Source organism: Sphingomonas sp. PAMC26645 (assembly GCF_004795835.1).
Lineage (GTDB): Bacteria > Pseudomonadota > Alphaproteobacteria > Sphingomonadales > Sphingomonadaceae > Sphingomonas.
This window is the reverse complement of record NZ_CP039249.1, coordinates 575,615-592,020: the sequence shown is the minus strand read 5'-3', so window position 1 is coordinate 592,020 and position 16,406 is coordinate 575,615. Positions and strand designations below refer to the sequence as shown.

18 protein-coding genes are annotated in these 16,406 nt (G+C 65.8%); 7 read left to right on the top strand and 11 right to left on the bottom strand.

Annotated elements, in window-relative coordinates; genetic code table 11:
* The first annotated feature begins 38 nt into the window (after positions 1-38).
* From E5673_RS02885 to E5673_RS02870, 4 genes are all read left to right on the top strand, one after another.
* Entirely contained in the window at positions 39-506 is a 468-nt protein-coding gene (locus E5673_RS02885) for a PTS sugar transporter subunit IIA (RefSeq protein ID WP_136188866.1), read from the top strand.
* Entirely contained in the window at positions 496-981 is a 486-nt protein-coding gene (locus E5673_RS02880) for a PaaI family thioesterase (protein ID WP_136188865.1), read from the top strand. Before E5673_RS02885 ends, E5673_RS02880 begins: the two co-directional genes overlap by 11 nt.
* The gene (locus E5673_RS02875; protein WP_136188864.1) at positions 978-1,304 is read left to right on the top strand and encodes a DUF1491 family protein; all 327 of its coding nucleotides are present in this window, start codon (positions 978-980) and stop codon (positions 1,302-1,304) included. The genes E5673_RS02880 and E5673_RS02875 overlap by 4 nt, the downstream gene beginning before the upstream one ends.
* A gap of 153 nt (positions 1,305-1,457) precedes the next feature.
* Entirely contained in the window at positions 1,458-2,117 is a 660-nt protein-coding gene (locus E5673_RS02870; RefSeq protein ID WP_107964314.1) for a cell wall hydrolase, read from the top strand.
* Between the two features lie 80 nt (positions 2,118-2,197).
* Here the strand turns inward: E5673_RS02870 and E5673_RS02865 are convergent, their stop codons facing one another.
* From E5673_RS02865 to recQ, 4 genes are all read right to left on the bottom strand, one after another.
* Complete coding sequence (locus E5673_RS02865; RefSeq protein WP_136188863.1) at positions 2,198-4,054, bottom strand: AsmA family protein; 1,857 nt, start codon at positions 4,052-4,054, stop codon at positions 2,198-2,200.
* An 84-nt stretch (positions 4,055-4,138) separates the two neighbouring features.
* Complete coding sequence (locus E5673_RS02860) at positions 4,139-4,537, bottom strand: hypothetical protein (protein WP_136188862.1); 399 nt, start codon at positions 4,535-4,537, stop codon at positions 4,139-4,141.
* Positions 4,534-4,962 carry a TIGR01244 family sulfur transferase gene (locus tag E5673_RS02855; RefSeq protein WP_056064377.1) on the bottom strand — a complete coding sequence of 143 codons (429 nt, stop codon included), beginning with the start codon at positions 4,960-4,962 and terminating at the stop codon, positions 4,534-4,536. Before E5673_RS02855 ends, E5673_RS02860 begins: the two co-directional genes overlap by 4 nt.
* The gene (recQ, locus tag E5673_RS02850) at positions 4,959-6,728 is read right to left on the bottom strand and encodes a DNA helicase RecQ (protein ID WP_136188861.1); all 1,770 of its coding nucleotides are present in this window, start codon (positions 6,726-6,728) and stop codon (positions 4,959-4,961) included. The genes E5673_RS02855 and recQ overlap by 4 nt, the downstream gene beginning before the upstream one ends.
* 140 nt (positions 6,729-6,868) lie before the next feature.
* Here recQ and E5673_RS02845 point away from each other — a divergent pair, with 140 nt between their 5' ends.
* On the top strand, positions 6,869-7,840 hold the full coding sequence (locus tag E5673_RS02845) for a hypothetical protein (RefSeq protein WP_136188860.1): 972 nt from the start codon (positions 6,869-6,871) through the stop codon (positions 7,838-7,840).
* Positions 7,841-8,082: 242 nt separating this feature from the next.
* On the opposite strand, the gene E5673_RS02840 is transcribed toward E5673_RS02845, so the two are convergent.
* Positions 8,083-9,912 (bottom strand): ABC transporter ATP-binding protein/permease, encoded by a 1,830-nt coding sequence (locus E5673_RS02840; RefSeq protein WP_136188859.1) that lies wholly within the window; start codon positions 9,910-9,912, stop codon positions 8,083-8,085.
* An 82-nt stretch (positions 9,913-9,994) separates the two neighbouring features.
* Here E5673_RS02840 and E5673_RS02835 point away from each other — a divergent pair, with 82 nt between their 5' ends.
* Positions 9,995-10,264: a hypothetical protein gene (locus tag E5673_RS02835; RefSeq protein WP_348769883.1), complete on the top strand. Its 270-nt coding sequence runs from the start codon at positions 9,995-9,997 to the stop codon at positions 10,262-10,264.
* Positions 10,265-10,337: 73 nt separating this feature from the next.
* On the opposite strand, the gene E5673_RS02830 is transcribed toward E5673_RS02835, so the two are convergent.
* The 5 genes from E5673_RS02830 to crtY all read right to left on the bottom strand — a co-directional run bounded on the left by E5673_RS02830 (position 10,338) and on the right by crtY (position 15,170).
* On the bottom strand, positions 10,338-11,285 hold the full coding sequence (locus tag E5673_RS02830; protein ID WP_136188857.1) for a phytoene/squalene synthase family protein: 948 nt from the start codon (positions 11,283-11,285) through the stop codon (positions 10,338-10,340).
* 112 nt (positions 11,286-11,397) lie between these two features.
* Complete coding sequence (locus tag E5673_RS02825) at positions 11,398-11,979, bottom strand: TIGR00730 family Rossman fold protein (protein WP_136188856.1); 582 nt, start codon at positions 11,977-11,979, stop codon at positions 11,398-11,400.
* Between the two features lie 93 nt (positions 11,980-12,072).
* Complete coding sequence (locus E5673_RS02820; RefSeq protein ID WP_136188855.1) at positions 12,073-12,345, bottom strand: hypothetical protein; 273 nt, start codon at positions 12,343-12,345, stop codon at positions 12,073-12,075.
* Between the two features lie 186 nt (positions 12,346-12,531).
* Entirely contained in the window at positions 12,532-14,007 is a 1,476-nt protein-coding gene (locus E5673_RS02815) for a phytoene desaturase (protein ID WP_136188854.1), read from the bottom strand.
* Positions 14,004-15,170 (bottom strand): lycopene beta-cyclase CrtY, encoded by a 1,167-nt coding sequence (gene crtY / locus E5673_RS02810; RefSeq protein WP_136188853.1) that lies wholly within the window; start codon positions 15,168-15,170, stop codon positions 14,004-14,006. Before crtY ends, E5673_RS02815 begins: the two co-directional genes overlap by 4 nt.
* A 492-nt stretch (positions 15,171-15,662) precedes the next feature.
* Here crtY and E5673_RS02805 point away from each other — a divergent pair, with 492 nt between their 5' ends.
* A complete protein-coding gene (locus tag E5673_RS02805) occupies positions 15,663-16,190 on the top strand; it encodes a GNAT family N-acetyltransferase (RefSeq protein ID WP_136188852.1) in 528 nt (175 codons plus the stop codon).
* Between the two features lie 9 nt (positions 16,191-16,199).
* Here the strand turns inward: E5673_RS02805 and E5673_RS02800 are convergent, their stop codons facing one another.
* The gene (locus tag E5673_RS02800) at positions 16,200-16,400 is read right to left on the bottom strand and encodes a hypothetical protein (RefSeq protein ID WP_136188851.1); all 201 of its coding nucleotides are present in this window, start codon (positions 16,398-16,400) and stop codon (positions 16,200-16,202) included.
* Positions 16,401-16,406 lie beyond the last annotated feature (6 nt).

Below are 16,406 nucleotides of genomic sequence, written 5' to 3'. Positions count from 1 at the left end.
GGCGGACGCGCGCGGGGGCGCTTGAGACATTGAACACAATGACCGATTTTAGTGACATGCTGCGTCCCGACGCAGTGCAGACGGGCGTGATTGCCAAAAACAAGAAGGCAGTGTTCCAGCATCTCGCCACGGTTGCGTCTGAGATACTCAATGCCGACCCCAAGATGATCGCCGATCGGCTGGCTGCGCGCGAGAAGCTCGGCTCGACCGGATTCGGCGGCGGCGTCGCGATCCCGCACGCCAAGCTCGAAGGGCTCGCGCAGGTGACCGGCGTCTTCGCGCGGCTGGCAGAGCCTGTCGACTTCCAGGCGGTCGACGATCTCCCCGTCGATCTCGTCTTCATGCTGCTCTCCCCCACCGACGCCGGCGCGGTCCACCTGAAGGCCCTCGCCCGCGTCTCACGCCGGTTGCGCGACAAGGCGTTCCTCGAGAAGCTGCGCGGCGGCGGTTCGCCCGACGCGGTCTACGCGCTGTTCACCGCCGACGAGGTCCGCGATGCAGCCTGAGTTGGCTCCCAGTTCGGCCCCAAACACAGCCGGCGCAGACGCGCATTTCCGCGCGCTGGAGTCGCTCTACGCCCAAGCCCCGATCAACCGGTTCTTCGACTCCTCGCTGGAACTCCCCGAAGCCGGCGTCGCGCGGATCCATTTCACGATCGACGAGCGCCATTACCACGCCGGCGGCGCGGCGCATGGCACGAGCTATTTCAAGATGCTCGACGACGCTGCCTTCTACGCCTGCAACAGCCTGGTCACCGACCGCTTCCTGCTCACCACGGCGTTCAACCTCCTCCTAACGCGACCGCTGAAGATCGGCCCCGTGATCGCCGAAGGACGCTGGATCAGCGGCAAGCGACGCGTGTTCGTCGCAGATGCCCGGCTGATCGATGCGGACGGCGAAGAAGCGGCGAGAGGCACCGGCACGTTCATGCGCTCGCGGATCGCGCTCGCTGGCCTTCCCGGATACCGCAGCGCAGCATGAGCGGCCGGCTGCCCAGCGGAGTCCTCGTCAGCGCCCTGCTGCGGCGCGTCAACGACGCCGGCGGTTTCGGTGCGGTAATGGCGAAAGGCGACCCGCAAGGTGGCGCGATCCTGGTCATCACGGTCGACAAGGGCGCCCCGCCCCGCCTGCTCGAACGCGGCATCGGACCCGATGGCCGGACCGCGCTGATCGACTCCACCCCGCTCGAAGACCTCGACGGATATTGGCGTCGTCGCCGCGCAAGCGACCCGGATCTCTGGGTAATCGAGGTGGACATCGCAGCGGCGGAACGGTTCGCCGCTGAAACGATCCTCGACGATTGACTCGAAAGCCCCCCCAATAGAGGGGAATTGCAACATTGATTGGCGTTGTGCTGGGACGGGTGCGATCCGGATCAGTTACGCAGTCGGGGGGATGCCTGGACGATCGGCTCGTACGATTGCTTCCGCGGTCCAACCGCATCTGAATAAGTTTGAATGACGATTCTTCAGCGGGCCGCGACGATCGCGGTCATGACCTTCTCTCTCGCCGGCCTGCTCGGCAACAGCGCTCCCGGTCAGGCAACCGGTATCGATCGCTCGACCACCAATCTCACTGCTCTCGCCAATCTAAACGCGCTCTCGCCGCAGAATGTTCCGCAGATCGCTCCAGTTGCCACCACCGTCGCACCTGTCGAGACGAACGCCGAGAACACCGCAGTCAGCCCTGCCGTCGCAGAAGCCGAAGAATTCGACACGCTCGCCCAGGCCGTCGCCGCGCAGGATAGCGCCGCCGCCGACGAAGCGCTTCAGTGCCTCGCCGGCGCGATCTATTTCGAATCCAAGGGTGAGCCGCTAACCGGCCAGCTCGCGGTCGCCGAAGTCATCATCAATCGCGCCAAGTCGGGTCGCTTCCCCGCCAACGTCTGCGCCGTCGTCAAGCAGCGCGGCCAGTTCAGCTTCGTCCGCGGTGGCCAGATTCCCAACATCAACGCCGGCACCGCCTACCGCACCGCGATCGCGGTCGCCAAGGTCGCCCTCGCAGATGCGTGGAACAGCCCGGCCGACAAGGCGCTCTACTTCAACACCCCCGATCGCCGCCCCAGCGTCCGCGCGATCAAGGTCGCCTCGATCGGCAACCACATCTTCTATCGTTGATATCCCCCGGATATCGCTGAAGTCCGACCCCGTCCCGCACCCAGCGGGGCGGGGTTTTTCATATCCGCTGACGTTTCAGCCTACCGCAGCACTCGTGCCGCCAACCCCGAACAATCCGCATCTCTAGCCGTCGGTCCCTGCTTGCCCGTGATCGCCCGGCCGATCGCCTTGAAGATATTCCCCACCGATTTCACCTCCGGCGGGATCGTCACGTGCGGCTGCTGGATCGTCCCAGTCATGTACGCCGATCCCGGCAGTTGCAGCAGCGCATGTTGCTTCGGCGCGCCGCTCAGCCGAATGTCGATCGCTTCGGCGGGAAACACCACGCTCCCCTGCCCGCGCAACTGGCTGGCGGTGGTATCGACGATCATCGGATCGACGCGCCCTCGCCCCCGCGTCACGGCGAGTTTCACCACCACACAGCGCAGCCCCGCGCGCTCGCCATCTTTCGCCAGCAACGCCCGCGCCGCATCGAACCCCAGCGCGGCGGCGATCCCCTGCGGCAATTGCCCGTCCCATGCGACGAACCCGATGCTGCCATCGGCGTTCCCTACCGCAGCCCGAATCGTCTCGCCCGGCCCCTTCAGCCGCACCCGTGCGCTCACATTCCCGCTGAAATCGCCGCGCCCGCCTGCCAGCGCCTGGACGCTGCTACCCCGCAACCGCAGGTCGATTGCAACGGTCGGCGTCTTGCGATCGCCCCGCTGGTCGACGGTGACCTTGCCGGTAACGGTTCCCTGCGGCAGCCTCGCAACCAGCCGGTCCAGCGTCAGCAACTGGTGATCGATCGCGATCGTCCCCTTGGCCGACACGATCGGGGACTTCCCCTTGGCCGCGACGATATGCTGGATGCGGAACCCGAACTCGGCATCGGTCGTGTCGATCTTGCCGATGTCGATCCGCGTATTCGGCACCAGCCTCGGCCCGATCGCCCGCTCCAGCGCGGCGCCCTTGGCCTGCGCCTCGTCCGACGACAGGTCCGCAAAGTCGAACTGGCGCGAGACGATGTCGCCGTTCACCTTGCTCCGCCCGTCCCGCTTGTCGACCGTGACATGACCCGCAAAATCCGACCGCCCGACCACGCCCTTCAGCTGCGTGATCGCCCATTTCGGCGCATCGTGGCGGACGTGCGCGCTGAACGACACCGGCTGCGTCCGGAACAGCCCCGCCTCGATCACCGCGTCGATCAGCTTCAGGTCGGTCGCGCGCGCCGTCACGTCGAGCGTCATCGCATCGGTATCGAGCGGCCGGTCCATCACGCCCTTTGCCGAGATCGACAGCTTGTCCCCGTCGATCGACGCGGTGAACGGCCACGGCTTGCCCTGCGATCGCTCGATCGACGGCCCCGAGACAGCAATTCGCACCGCCGCGCCACGCACGGTGCCGGTGCCGGTCGCACGGATGCCCGTAACCGGATCGGACGAGAATTGCGCGGTAACCTGCCGCCCCTGCTTGGCATCGCGGTACGAGATCACGCTGTCGCGGATGACGAGCCCTTGCAGGTCGTTCGAACTGCCGCCGCTCTTGGCCTTGCCCGGCCGATCCCAGTTGGTCCGCCCCTGCTTGTCCCGGACCAGCGCCAGGTACAGCCCGGACGCCTTCACGTCGCGCGGCCCGAACCCGCCCTTCAACAGCGACAGCGCGGAGAAGGTCGCCTCCGCCTCGCGCAACCGCACGAAATCGCCGCTACCGGCCCATGCCGCCTGCGAAATACGCACCTGCGTGATGCGGATCGTCGGCGAGAAGCCGAACCCGTCGACGCGCTTGATCCCGCCGATCGTCACCGGCCGCCCGAAGCGCGCGGTCAACTGCCGCTCGATCACGCCTTTCAGTGATCCCCAGGGGAACACGGCGAGCCCGATTATGACCGTAGCCATCACAGCCACGACGACGATGCCGGTGACTTTCACCCAGCGCTTGGCGACCCATGTTCTCATCTACTGCGGCGACGCGTTGAAACGAGAAACGTTCCGCAAGCGTCAGGACCGCTGCCGCAGAATGACCGCGGCGCGTATGGCTCGCTAGACCCGCACGCTCTTCGGCGCCAACCGGCGGATATCGAGGACGTCGACCTGCGCGAGCATCACCGCGCCCAGCGCCTTGTCCCCGGTCTCGACCAGTATCCCCTCATGCGTCGCGCGCACCGTCCGCCACGATACCTCGCGCACCGTCAGCGTCTTGCCGATCCGCTTCACCGCAGCAACGCGCCCGTCATCTGCGATCGCCAGCGCGCCCTGCCCGTCCGCGCCGACGACAGCGCCCGCTACCGCAAACCCGCGAAGCTGCGCCTGCGCCGCGTCCGCCGCCTCTTCCGGCGTCTCGATCTTCACGACCCGCCGCATCCGCACGACCGCCCAGGCCAAGCCCGCGAGCAGCAACACAACGACGGCCACGATGCCGCCGACGATGGCAGGCGTCATCGCGGCCCTGCGAGCGCGTCCAGCATCGGCCGGATTCCGCGCAGGTCATACCCAGCGTCCTCAGCCTGCGCGAGCAGCAGGTTCGGATTCCGCCCCGCCTTCGCCGCCGCCAGCGCCCACAGATTGCAGCTCCGCGTCCCCGACCGGCAATAGGCCAGAACGGGCCCGTCCGAATCCGTCAGCGCCTGCGTCATCGCGTCGATCTGCGGATGCGAGAACCCCGCATGCGTCACCGGGATCGAAACATATTTCAGCCCGGCCGCTTCCGCAGCCGCGCGGATCGCGTCACCCGAAGGTTGCCCCGCATCCTCGTCGTCCGGCCGATTATTGACGATCGTCTTGAAGCCCGCCGCGGCGATTTCCGCGACTTGCTCGACCGCGATCTGTGGCGCGACCGAAATACTTTCGTTGATTTGCCGTATCATGCGGACTCGCGGATGACCTGGAGGAAGGCATCCCCATAGGCGTCGAGCTTGCGCGCGCCAATGCCTGATAACAGGCTCAACTCGGCACGCGACGCCGGCCGCTGCCGCGCAATGTCACGCAACACCGAATCGTGGAAGATGACATACGGTGGAACGCCCGCTTCCTTCGCCAGATCGCGCCGCCGCACGCGCAACGCCTCGAACAGCGGATCGTCCACGGGGTTCGGCACAGCGCCAACCGCGCCCTTGCGCCGCCGCTCGCGCTTGGGCGGCACGACGATCGACACCGCCGCCTCGCCCTTGAGGATCGCCTTCGCGGCAGGCCCGAACTCGAGGCCGCCATGCGGATTGGTCCTGAGCGCATCCTTCAGCATCAACGCGCGCGACACAGGCTTCAGCAACGCGACCTCGTCGCCCTCGACGATCCCGTACACCGACAGCGCCTCGTGCCCGTTCATCAGGCTCCGCTCGCTCGACACCCCCGTCAGGATGCCCTCGATATACCCCACGCCGTACATCTGCCCGGTCCGGAACACCGCCGACAGGAATTTCCGCGCGGTCTCCGTCGCATCCACGGCATCGACGTTACCGAGGCAATTGTCGCAGTTCCCGCAATCCTCGAGCCGCTCTTCGCCGAAATGCTTGAGCAGTATCCGCCGCCGGCACCCGGCCGTCTCGACCAGCCCGCCCATCGCCGTCAGCCGCTGCCGCTCGCCCGCCTGCCGCTCGGGCTCGACCTCGCCGATCCGCTGCCGCGCGCGCGCGAAATCCTCCGCGCCCCAGAACAGGTGCGCGATCGCCGGATCGCCATCGCGCCCCGCGCGCCCCGTCTCCTGATAATAGGCCTCGATCGACTTCGGCAGCCCGGCATGCGCCACGAACCGGACGTCGGGCTTGTCGATCCCCATCCCGAACGCGACCGTGGCGCAGATCACCATGTCCTCGCTCGCGACGAAATCCGCCTGGTTCTTCGCGCGCACCTGCGGATCGAGCCCCGCATGATACGCCCGCGTCGGCCGCCCGCTCCGCCCCAGCGCCTCCGCCAGCTTCTCGGTCGCCGCCCGCGTCTGCGCGTACACAATGCCCGGCCCCGGGATCCTTTCGAGGATATCCGCGATCTGCCGATTGACGTTGTCGCGCCCCGAAATCGCATAGCGGATGTTCGGCCGGTCGAACCCCGACACGATCAGCCCCTCCTGCGAAATCCCCAACTGCTCGAGGATATCCGCTCGCGTATGTGCGTCCGCAGTCGCCGTCAGCGCCAGCCGCGGCACATCCGGAAAGCTGTCGAGCAGAGGCCGCAGCAACCGGTAGTCCGGCCGGAAATCATGCCCCCACTCGCTGACGCAATGCGCCTCGTCGATCGCAAACAGCGACAGCTTGGCCTGCGATAGAAGATTGCGGAAACTCTCATTCGAAGCCCGCTCCGGCGCGACATACAGCAGATCCAGATCGCCCGCCCGAAACCGCGCGATCGTCTCCTCGCGATTGGTATCGACGCTCGTCAGCGTCGCGGCCTTGATTCCAACCGCCGTGGCAGCCCGCAACTGGTCATGCATAAGCGCGATCAGCGGCGACACGACCACGCACGTCCCCTCCAGCATCGTCGCCGGCAACTGGTAACACAGCGACTTCCCCGCACCCGTCGGCATGACCGCCAGCGTCCGCTGCCCCGCCAGCACCCGATCAACGACATCGCGCTGCACGCCACGAAAATCAGGAAAGCCGAAGATGCGCTGGAGATCGGGAAGAGGGTCGAGTGCCATTGCCATGCGATCTAGGCGTCGCGCAGTCGCCCGTCGAGGGGCGAGCCTGCATTGGTTATCCGATCATTACCGATCATAAATTCGTTGCGAATACGATATGACGCGGCAAGATCGCGGCGCCTGACGCCGGAGACCTCACGATGATCGCCAATATCTTTAGAACCGGCGTGGCGGCATCGGTGCTCGTAAGCAGCGTCGCGCTAGCCGGCGACACGGCCCCGGCCATCCGCGACGTACCGGTCGGCGGGATGATCGCCGCAACGATCGACGGCAAGCCCGTCACCCTGCGCGTCGATCCCGCCGCGCCCGGCCTGGTCTTCGTCACGACCGCAGTCGCCGAGCGACTTGCCCTGAAGGGCGGCGCGTTGGGCCTCGGCTATTCGGTCGGCGGGCAAGGCGCGATGCAGGCGACGACGGTCCGCCCCATGACGTTCGGGACCAATGCGGTGAAACGGCGGATCAGCTTTCCCAGCCGCAAGCACGAGACCAAGGGGAAGGCTGCCGACCCGCGCTGGGTCGGCCGGCCCTATGCGGATGTCGGCGACGGCAGCATCGGCCCGGCGTCGCTGCCCGAACCCGTCGTGCGCATCCTCCTGAACGCGCCGCGCGCCGGCGAGCGGACCGTCGCGTTGCCGATGGTCGACGGCGGCGGCCTGCTGGGGAAGCTCTCCGGGACCTTCGCGCAGATCACGATCGGCGGCCAGCCGATCCGGGTCCGCTTCGATCCCTATCATCCGCGCACGACCGTCACCGCCAACGCCGCCACGCTGATCGCGCAGGCGCAGCGCGGCACGCTGGTCGGTTTAACCGCACCGGTCGAGATCGCCTTCGGTATCGCCCGACCCGTCCGCACGATGACGCTCGCCACCCCGCTCCTCGTCGGCCCGCTCGCGCTATCGTCGCTCGGCGTCCGCACCACCGACGTCGGCAGCGCCGCCGCGATCCCCGATGCCGACGCGCCGCCACCCGACCCCGACGAGATCGTCGTCATCGCCAAGGGCAAGCGCGACGCCAGCCGCGATCGCCTGACGATCGGCGCCGACCTGCTCGACCGCTGCTCCTCGATCGTCTTCGACAAACCCGCCAAACAGATCCGCCTCACCTGCGGGTAGACTTGGTCCGTTAATGGTGGGGAACGCACAAGTTCCTAGGACGCCGTCGCCAAGCGTGTTTCCCCGCGAAGGCGAGGACCCAGACTGGGCTCCCGCCTCCGCGGGAGAACAAGGAAGGAAGGCTGCCGTTCGAATGCGGCCGCCGTACTTGCTTTACGGGATGAGAACGGAACTGCTCAACGCAGCGGGAGCGGCGGCGTGGGCACGCTATAACCGACGGCTACCCACGGCTACTCGCGCTGTTACTCCGCCGCCAGCGCCCCATCATCATCCCCGGCGCGCTCCTGCGCCTGCCGGTTCCACATCTCCGCATACACGCCGCCCTGCCGCAGCAGCGCGCCATGCGTCCCCTTCTCGACGATCCGCCCCGCCTCCAGCACGACGATCTGGTCCGCATGAACCACCGTGGACAGCCGGTGCGCGATCACGATCGTCGTCCGCCCACGCTCGATCGCCTCTAGCGTATCGAGAATCTCAGCCTCGGTCCGGCTGTCCAGCGCCGACGTCGCCTCGTCTAGGATCAGGATCGGCGGGTTCTTCAACAAAGTCCGCGCGATCGCCACGCGCTGCTTCTCGCCACCCGACAGCTTCAACCCACGCTCGCCCACGCGCGTTTCATATCCCAGCGGCTGGCGCTCGATGAACCCGGCGATCGCCGCGCCCTTGGCGGCAACCTCGACCTCCGGCATCTCCGCACCCTCGCGCCCATAGGCGATGTTGTAGCCGATCGTGTCGTTAAACAGCACCGTATCCTGCGGCACGATGCCGATCGCAGCCCGCAGCGAAGCCTGCCGCACCTGCGCGATATCCTGCCCATCGACGGTAATCCGCCCGCCTGTCAGATCGTAAAACCGGTACAGCAATCGCGCGAGCGTCGACTTGCCCGCACCCGACGGCCCGACCACGGCCAGTGTCGATCCGGCAGGCACGTCCAGCTCCAGGTCGCGAAGGATCGGCCGTCCGGCATCGTATCCGAACGATACGTTTTCGAACCGGACATGCCCCGCGCTCACCGCCAGCGCCGGCGCACCCGGCGCATCGACCACGGTCGCGGGCGTATCGATCAGGTCGAACATCGCCGCCATGTCGAGCGCACCCTGCCGGATCGTCCGATACACCATCCCCAACAGGTCGAGCGGCCGAAACAACTGCGCCAGCAGCGTCGACACAAACACCACGTCGCCCGCCGACGCCTCGCCGCGGCTCCACCGCCACACGACGAACCCCATGCCGCCCGCCAGCATCACATTGGTGATCAGCGCCTGGCCGAGGTTCAACCACGCGAGCGAATTCTCGCTCTTCACCGCCGCCTCGGAATAGGCGGTGATCGCGCTGTCGTAGCGCCGCGCCTCGCGCTCCTCCGCGCCGAAATACTTCACCGTCTCGAAGTTCAGCAGCGAATCCACCGCATGCGCGACCGCGCCGGTATCGAGGTCGTTCATCCGCGCACGCAACGCATTGCGCCAGTCGGTCACCATCCGCGTGAACGCGATATAACCGACCACCATCACCACGGTCGCGACGACCAGCGGCCAGCCGAACTTGGTCCAGAACAGTCCCAGCACCAGCACCAGTTCAAACACGGTGGGCGCGATGTTGAACAGCAGAAAATACAGCATCGTATCGATGCTCTTGGTGCCGCGCTCGACTACCTTGGTGACCGCGCCAGTCCGCCTGGACAGGTGAAAATCGAGGCTCAGCGCATGCAGATGGCGAAAGACCTGTGCCGCCAGTCGCCGCGACGCGTCCTGCCCGACGCGCTCGAACACCGCGTTGCGCAGATTGTCGAACAGCGTCGTCCCGAACCGCGACGCCGCGTACCCAACCACCAGCAACACGACGAGCGTCAGCGCGGTGCGATCGTTCCCCGCCATCCGGTCGACCGCGTATTTCAGCGTGAACGCGGCGCCAAAGACCTGGATCAGCTTCGACGCGATCACGAGCAGCATCGCGACGACGATCCGCGCCTTCAGCCTGGGCTGCCCCGCCGGCCACAGGAACGGCAGGAAGCGGCGAAGCGTCGGCAGCAAGGGCTGGTCCGCGCGGGTGGAGGTGTAGGTGTCAGGGGGCATGGATCGATGCGATGTAGGCGCAGTCAAGCCCCGGCGAAAGCAGTTGGGGGAACAATCCTGCCACTTCGTCGCTTTAATTACCGTGTCCGATGTCGGCCACGGCGATCCACTGGAGAATGAAATGGAACCGCTGTTCTACGTCATGGCCATCATGGGCTGCGGTGACGGCAACGTGAACTGCACCGAAGCGCGGGTGATCCCGGCGCGCTACGAGACTATGGCGCAGTGCCGCGCGGCGCTCCCCGATCAGTTGGCGCAGAACACCGACGTTCCGTACCCGATGATCGGCGCGAACTGCCGTGCGCAGGGCCAGTTGATGGCGAAGACTGGCAAGGTCAAGTCGCAGGGCTAGACTGTTTCCCCGCGAAGGCGGGGACCCAGACTGGACTCCCGCCTTCGCGGGAGAACAAGGTAGACGCCGGCAATCAGCGAGGCCGTGTCCACAGCCGCGCATCCCGCGCTGTCCGCGGATACAGCGTATCCCGCCGCGCAGCTTCCCGCGCCGCCGTCACGATAAACCCAACCTTCTGCATCCCAGACGTCGTCACCCGGTGATCCCAAGCGTGCTCCCCGCGCGCCGCCACGGTCCTTCCGATAGCGCCATAGATCCCCGCCGCGGACAACACCGCCCACGCCGAACGGAACGATAGCGCCGGCGTCCCCTCCCGCGCACTAGCCTCGAACGCCGCAGCCCGATCCGCCATCCGCTTCGTCAACACCGCGAGGCGAGATCGGAACGGCGGCTTCATGTGCTGACCCGGCGGAAAGTCCATCTCGACCAGCCAGTCCTCAGGCAGGTAGCACCGGCCGACCCGGTCATCCTCCTCGACATCGCGCGCGATATTGGCGAGCTGGAACGCCATCCCCAGGTCACACGCGCGGTCGAGCGTGTCCTCGTCCTCGGGATCGACGCCCATCGCGATCGCCATCATGCACCCCACGACGCCCGCGACATGGTAGCAATATTTGTACAGGTCGTTCTCCGACCGCGGCCGCCACTCGCGCGCATCCAGTGCAAACCCCTCGACCAGATCGCGCGCGAACCGCTTCGGCAGCCGAGTCTCGGCCGCGAAGATCCGCAACGCATCGAACGCTGGCTCGCCGACGACTTCCCCCGCGAGCGCCTGCTCGGTCATCGCCGACAAAGCCACCAACCGCGCCGGAGCGTCCTCGACCACGGTCATCCCGTGCCCATGATCCTGCCCATCGGCAATATCATCGCACCGCCGGCACCACGCATACAGCAGCCAAGCCCGCTCCCGCGTAGGCTTGTCGAACAACAGGCTGGCAGCGGCAAAACTCTTCGACCCCCGCGAAATCGACTCATGCGCGGTCGCGACGATCGCCTCGCGGCTCGGGAGTGCCTGGCTCATTCTAGTTCCCCCGCGAAGGCGGGGGCCCAGGACCACAAACGCTGCGCCAGCGACTCCTGGGCTCCCGCTTTCGCGGGAGAACAAGAAGCGACGAAGTTCATCGTGTCGAACCTCACAAATCCGACGCGTTCATCCGCACGATCGGCTGCGTCGGCACATGTCTCGCCATCCGGTCGAGCAGCACATCCAGCGTATCCGCCACGATCAGCAGATCCCGGTGCTGCGGCCGCAAAAAACCAACCTCGCCCATCTTCTCCCAGAACGCGATCAGGTGATCATAATACCCAGCCGTATTGAGCAACCCGACCGGATCCGCATGATACCCAAGCTGCGCCCAGCTCAGCGCCTCCCACAGCTCGTCCATAGTCCCCGTCCCACCCGGGATCGTCACGAACCCGTCGGAGAGATCGGTAAACATCTGCTTGCGCTGATGCATGCCGCTGACGACGTGCAACTCGGTAAGCCCCCGGTGCGCGACCTCCGCATCGACCAGCGCCTGCGGAATGACGCCGATCACCTCGCCGCCGCCCTCAAGCGCCCCATCCGCGATCGCACCCATGAGCCCGGTCCGCCCGCCGCCATAAACGAGGCCAATCCCCCGCTCGGCAAAAGCCAATCCCAGCGCCCGAGCGCCCTCGATATAGACAGGATCAGCCGGCGTCGCCGACCCGCAATACACAGCAAGACGTTTCATGTGCCCGCGTTAGGGGATGTGATACCCCGTCACAAGCAGGTACCCGGCTCGAGTATTTGGGTGCCGCCGCGATCGCGGCACCCGCATACTATCTCAGCACTGGCTCCGACAAAAATCACCGGCCTTCTCGGCGGCAAAATTGCAGACCGTGCTCGCAGGCCAAGGCAGGAGGCTACATGCGGCCTGGGCGGCCTGCTGCGCGATAGAGCAGGCCGTCGTGCAGGCGTTGCCGCCGTTTGCCTCCAGGGGCGTTTCGCCGACCTCGACCGTCTGTCCGTCGAAGTTCTTGCCGATGATGTCGCGGATCTTCTGCTGCTCGTCGCTGCTGATACCGTTCCAGTCCACGCTCTTGACAGTAATGGCCATGATGCATCCCCTCTTTTGCTGACCAAAATCCGGTCTAAAGGGATGCTAGAATGATGGCTGCCGGCATCTACTCTTGATGCCGCCATTACGGAGTTAGTCACGACCTTCCGAGGAAGTATCGTCAAATAACAGATGTCAATCACACCGTTTCGGATAACTCTATCAGACGATAAAAGCTTGTTAAGCCTATTGTTCGCCGAGCATCAGTGCCGCCGTAGCCTTCGCACTCCCGACAACCCCCGGAATGCCAGCACCCGGATGCGTTCCAGCGCCCACGAAGTACAAATTCGGAATATGCTCGTCGCGATTATGCACACGGAAATACGCGCTCTGCGTCAGCACCGGCTCCAGCGAGAATGCGCTACCCAGATGCGCATTGAGATCCTCCGCGAAATCCTTCGGCGCGTACGAGAATTTCGTCACGATCCGCTCATGGATATCCGGGATCAACCGCCGTCCGATCTCGTCGAGGATGCGCTTCTCCAGAATCGGCGCGATCTCGTCCCAGTCGACAGGGAATTTCCCGAGATGCGGCACCGGCGCCAACGCATAGAACGTCGAATGCCCCTCCGGCGCCAAAGAAGGATCGGTCACGGTCGGGTGATGCAGGTACAGCGAGAAGTCCTCGCTCAGCACGCCGTGGTCGTAAATGTCCTCGAGCAGCCCCTTATAGCGCGGCCCGAACAGGATCATGTGGTGCGGGATGCCCGGCCACGTGCCCTTGATCCCGAAATGCACCACGAACAGCGACGGCGAATATTTCTTCCGCTCGAGCGACCCGGTTTTCCGCTTGGCGCTGCGCGACGTGGCCAGCAGGTCGCGATAGGTGTGCATGATGTCGCTGTTCGCCGCGATCGCATCCGCCTGACCCGACCAGCCGCTCGCGCAGGTCACGCCGGTCGCACGATCGCCCAGAGTCTCGATCGACGTCACCGGATCGTCGAGCCGTAGCACGCCGCCCAGCCGCTCGAACTGCGTCACCAGCGCCGCCACCAGCCGGTTGGTCCCGCCGCGCGCGAACCACACCCCGCCATCACGCTCCAGCTTGTGGATCAGCGCATAGATCGCGCTCGTCGTCATCGGGTTGCCGCCGACCAGCAGCGTGTGGAAGCTCAACGCCTCGCGCAGCTTCTCCGACTTCACGAAGCTCGACACGATCGAATAGACCGACCGCCACGCCTGGTATTTCGCCAGCGCAGGCGCCGCCTTGATCATCGACCCGAAGTCGAGGAACGCGACATGGCCGAGCTTCTCATAGCCCTCGTGGAACACCCCCGCCGAATATTGCAGGAACTTCTCGTATCCCGCCCAGTCGCCGGGATGCAGCTTTTCGATCTCGGCGCGCATCTGCACGTCGTCGTTGGTATAGTCGAAATTCGTCCCGTCGGGCCAGTTCAGCCGGTAGAACGGCAGCACCGGATCGAGCGTCACGTCCTCGCTCATGTCCCGCCCGGTCAGCGCCCACAGCTCGCGCAGGCAGTCCGGATCGGTGATGACCGTCGGCCCCGCATCGAACGTGAAGCCGTCGTGCTCCCAGAAATACCCACGCCCGCCCGGCTTGTCGCGGCTCTCGACGATCGTCGTCTGCACGCCCGCGGATTGCAGCCGGATCGCGAGCGCCAGCCCGCCGAAACCTGCGCCGATGACTATTGCGGTCTTCATAATGACATACTGCCTGCGATGGCGCGGACGGCGCGCACGATGGGGACGGGGGGCTTGCCGGTAAGAACGCGTGCCTTGTCGGAAAGCGTCGAGCGCCCGGCATAGAAACGGCCGATGAGCGAGGGGGAGAGGCGGTAGAAGCGCTCGAGGATGCGGTAGCGTTCCTCCGGTTCGGCGGCGCGGAACAACATCGTGTCGAGCATCCGGTAGAAGCCACGCGACTTCCACGTCGCCCGCGCCATCGCGTGGGTCGCATCGTGAAGCTTCGCGCCCGAGAAATCGCCGAGGCCCGCCAGCATGGAAGCGGTCCGAACCGCGTCCGGCAGCGAGTACCCCGTGGTCGGATGAAACATTCCCGCGCGCATCCCGGCCTTCGCCACCCGAGCACCACCCGACCGCCAATACGCCTCGAAATCCCCCCCCATCGCGACCGGCAACACGCCGGACTCCTCGCGAACGACGCTCTCGACCGACCAGCCGCGTGCCGTGACATACTCGTCGATCCGCGCGCCCAGCACCGGAATATCGAGATCCGGCGTGTCGCTATAATAAGTGTCCTCGACGAACATCCGCTCGGGCGAGAAGGGCAGGCAATAGACGAACCGATACCCGTCAATCTGCGGAATGGTCGCATCCATGACCATCGGCCGCGGACTCTCATGCGGCACCGACAACGCCAGTTCCCGCCCGAGAAACTTCTGCCACGCCAGGTCGAGCAGCGACAGATCGCCCGCCCCCCGCGCGTCGATCACGCCAGTCGCTTCGATCCGGTCGCCATCCGCCAGCACCACCGCGGTCGCACTAGCCCCCGACACCTTCCGCCCCAGCATCAGCGCATGCGGCGGCAGCACGCGGCGAACTTCGCGGTCGAGCCGCGTGCTCTCGATCGAATAATAGGTCGCATCGATCGTCCGCGCATGCGCCGGAAAATGCACATCGTATCCGCGCCACGCATGCACCACGAGCGGTGCGACAATCCAGCGATCGCCTTGCGCCACGTCGCTGCCGAAGAACGACCAGAGATGATTGCCGCCGACCACCGGCGCGGCGTCGATCAGCCGCACATCCAACGCCGGATGCTTTGCTTTCAACGCCAGCGCGATCATCCCGCCGGCCAAACCCGCGCCAACGATCGCAACGTCGCAGGAGATCGTCGATGCCATGCCTCCGACTAGCGCAAAGCGGGGGACACGAAAACAACCTTTCCGAACCAATCGCCTGCGAAGACAACCTGCGTTGCCGGGGGGGGGGCGGGACTCTCTTAGTATCCTCCCCCGCCAGGGGGAGGTGGCTGGCCCTAGCCAGACGGAGGGGGAGGAAAGGGAAACCTCTGTTCCGTATCCTCCCCCTTCGTCACCTCCGGCGACACCTCCCCCTTGCGGGGGAAAATCGAACGATCGAAAATCGCGACGCCTGAACTGTGTGAACCGTACGAAAAGGAAAAGCCCAACCTGCCCCCCTCCCTGGAAGGGAGGGGCTGGGGGTGGGTCGGCTTCCGCAAGTTCGAACGCGCGTGGCTAAGGGTGGACTGGCCTCCGCAAACCGGAACGCCAGTGGCTCAAGCGGGCCGACCACCCCCGCCCCCTCCCTTCCAGGGAGTGAAGAGTGCGCGGCGACGGATACCCTTCCACCAAGATCGCTCTTAGACAGCACGAATGCCCACATCCGCCCCCAAACTCACCACCGCCCGCCTAACCCTAACCGCCCACACTTCCACCGACCTCGAAGACTGCGCCGCGATGTGGACCGACCCGCGCGTCTACACGATGATCGGCGGCCAGCCGCGCACCCGAGAGGACGTCTGGATCCGCCTGCTCCGCTCGATCGGCCAATGGACGCTGTTCGGCTACGGCAGCTGGATCGCCCGAGACACCGCCACAGGCCACCTCATCGGCGAACTCGGCCTCATCGAGGCGCGCAGAGCCATCGACCCCTCGATCGACGCAACGCCGGAAACAGGCTGGACGCTAACCGGCGACGCGCAAGGCAAAGGCTACGCCTCCGAAGCGCTCGCCGCGATCCTCGCCTGGACCGACGCGCGCATCCCCGCGACAACCTGCATCATAGACCCCGCCAACGCCCCCTCGATCCGTCTCGCGGAACGGCTGGGCTACGGCTTGCGCACCACGGGCACCTACCGAGATGCCCCGATCCTGATCTTCGACCGAGCCGCGGCGCCGTAAGTCCCGGCGCTATTTCTGCGCAGTAACCACCGGATTTTGCACCGACGCGATCGGCATGGGATCGCCCGCCCGGTCGTAGAACGCCATCAACACCAGCCCCAATGCCAATATACTCCCCGCGATCACATAGATCAGGCTCTTGTGATCCCTGCCGGAATTGGCGCTGGTATTCGTGCCGGTATCCCCGCGCGCGGCGTTTTGATGTGCCATGCATCT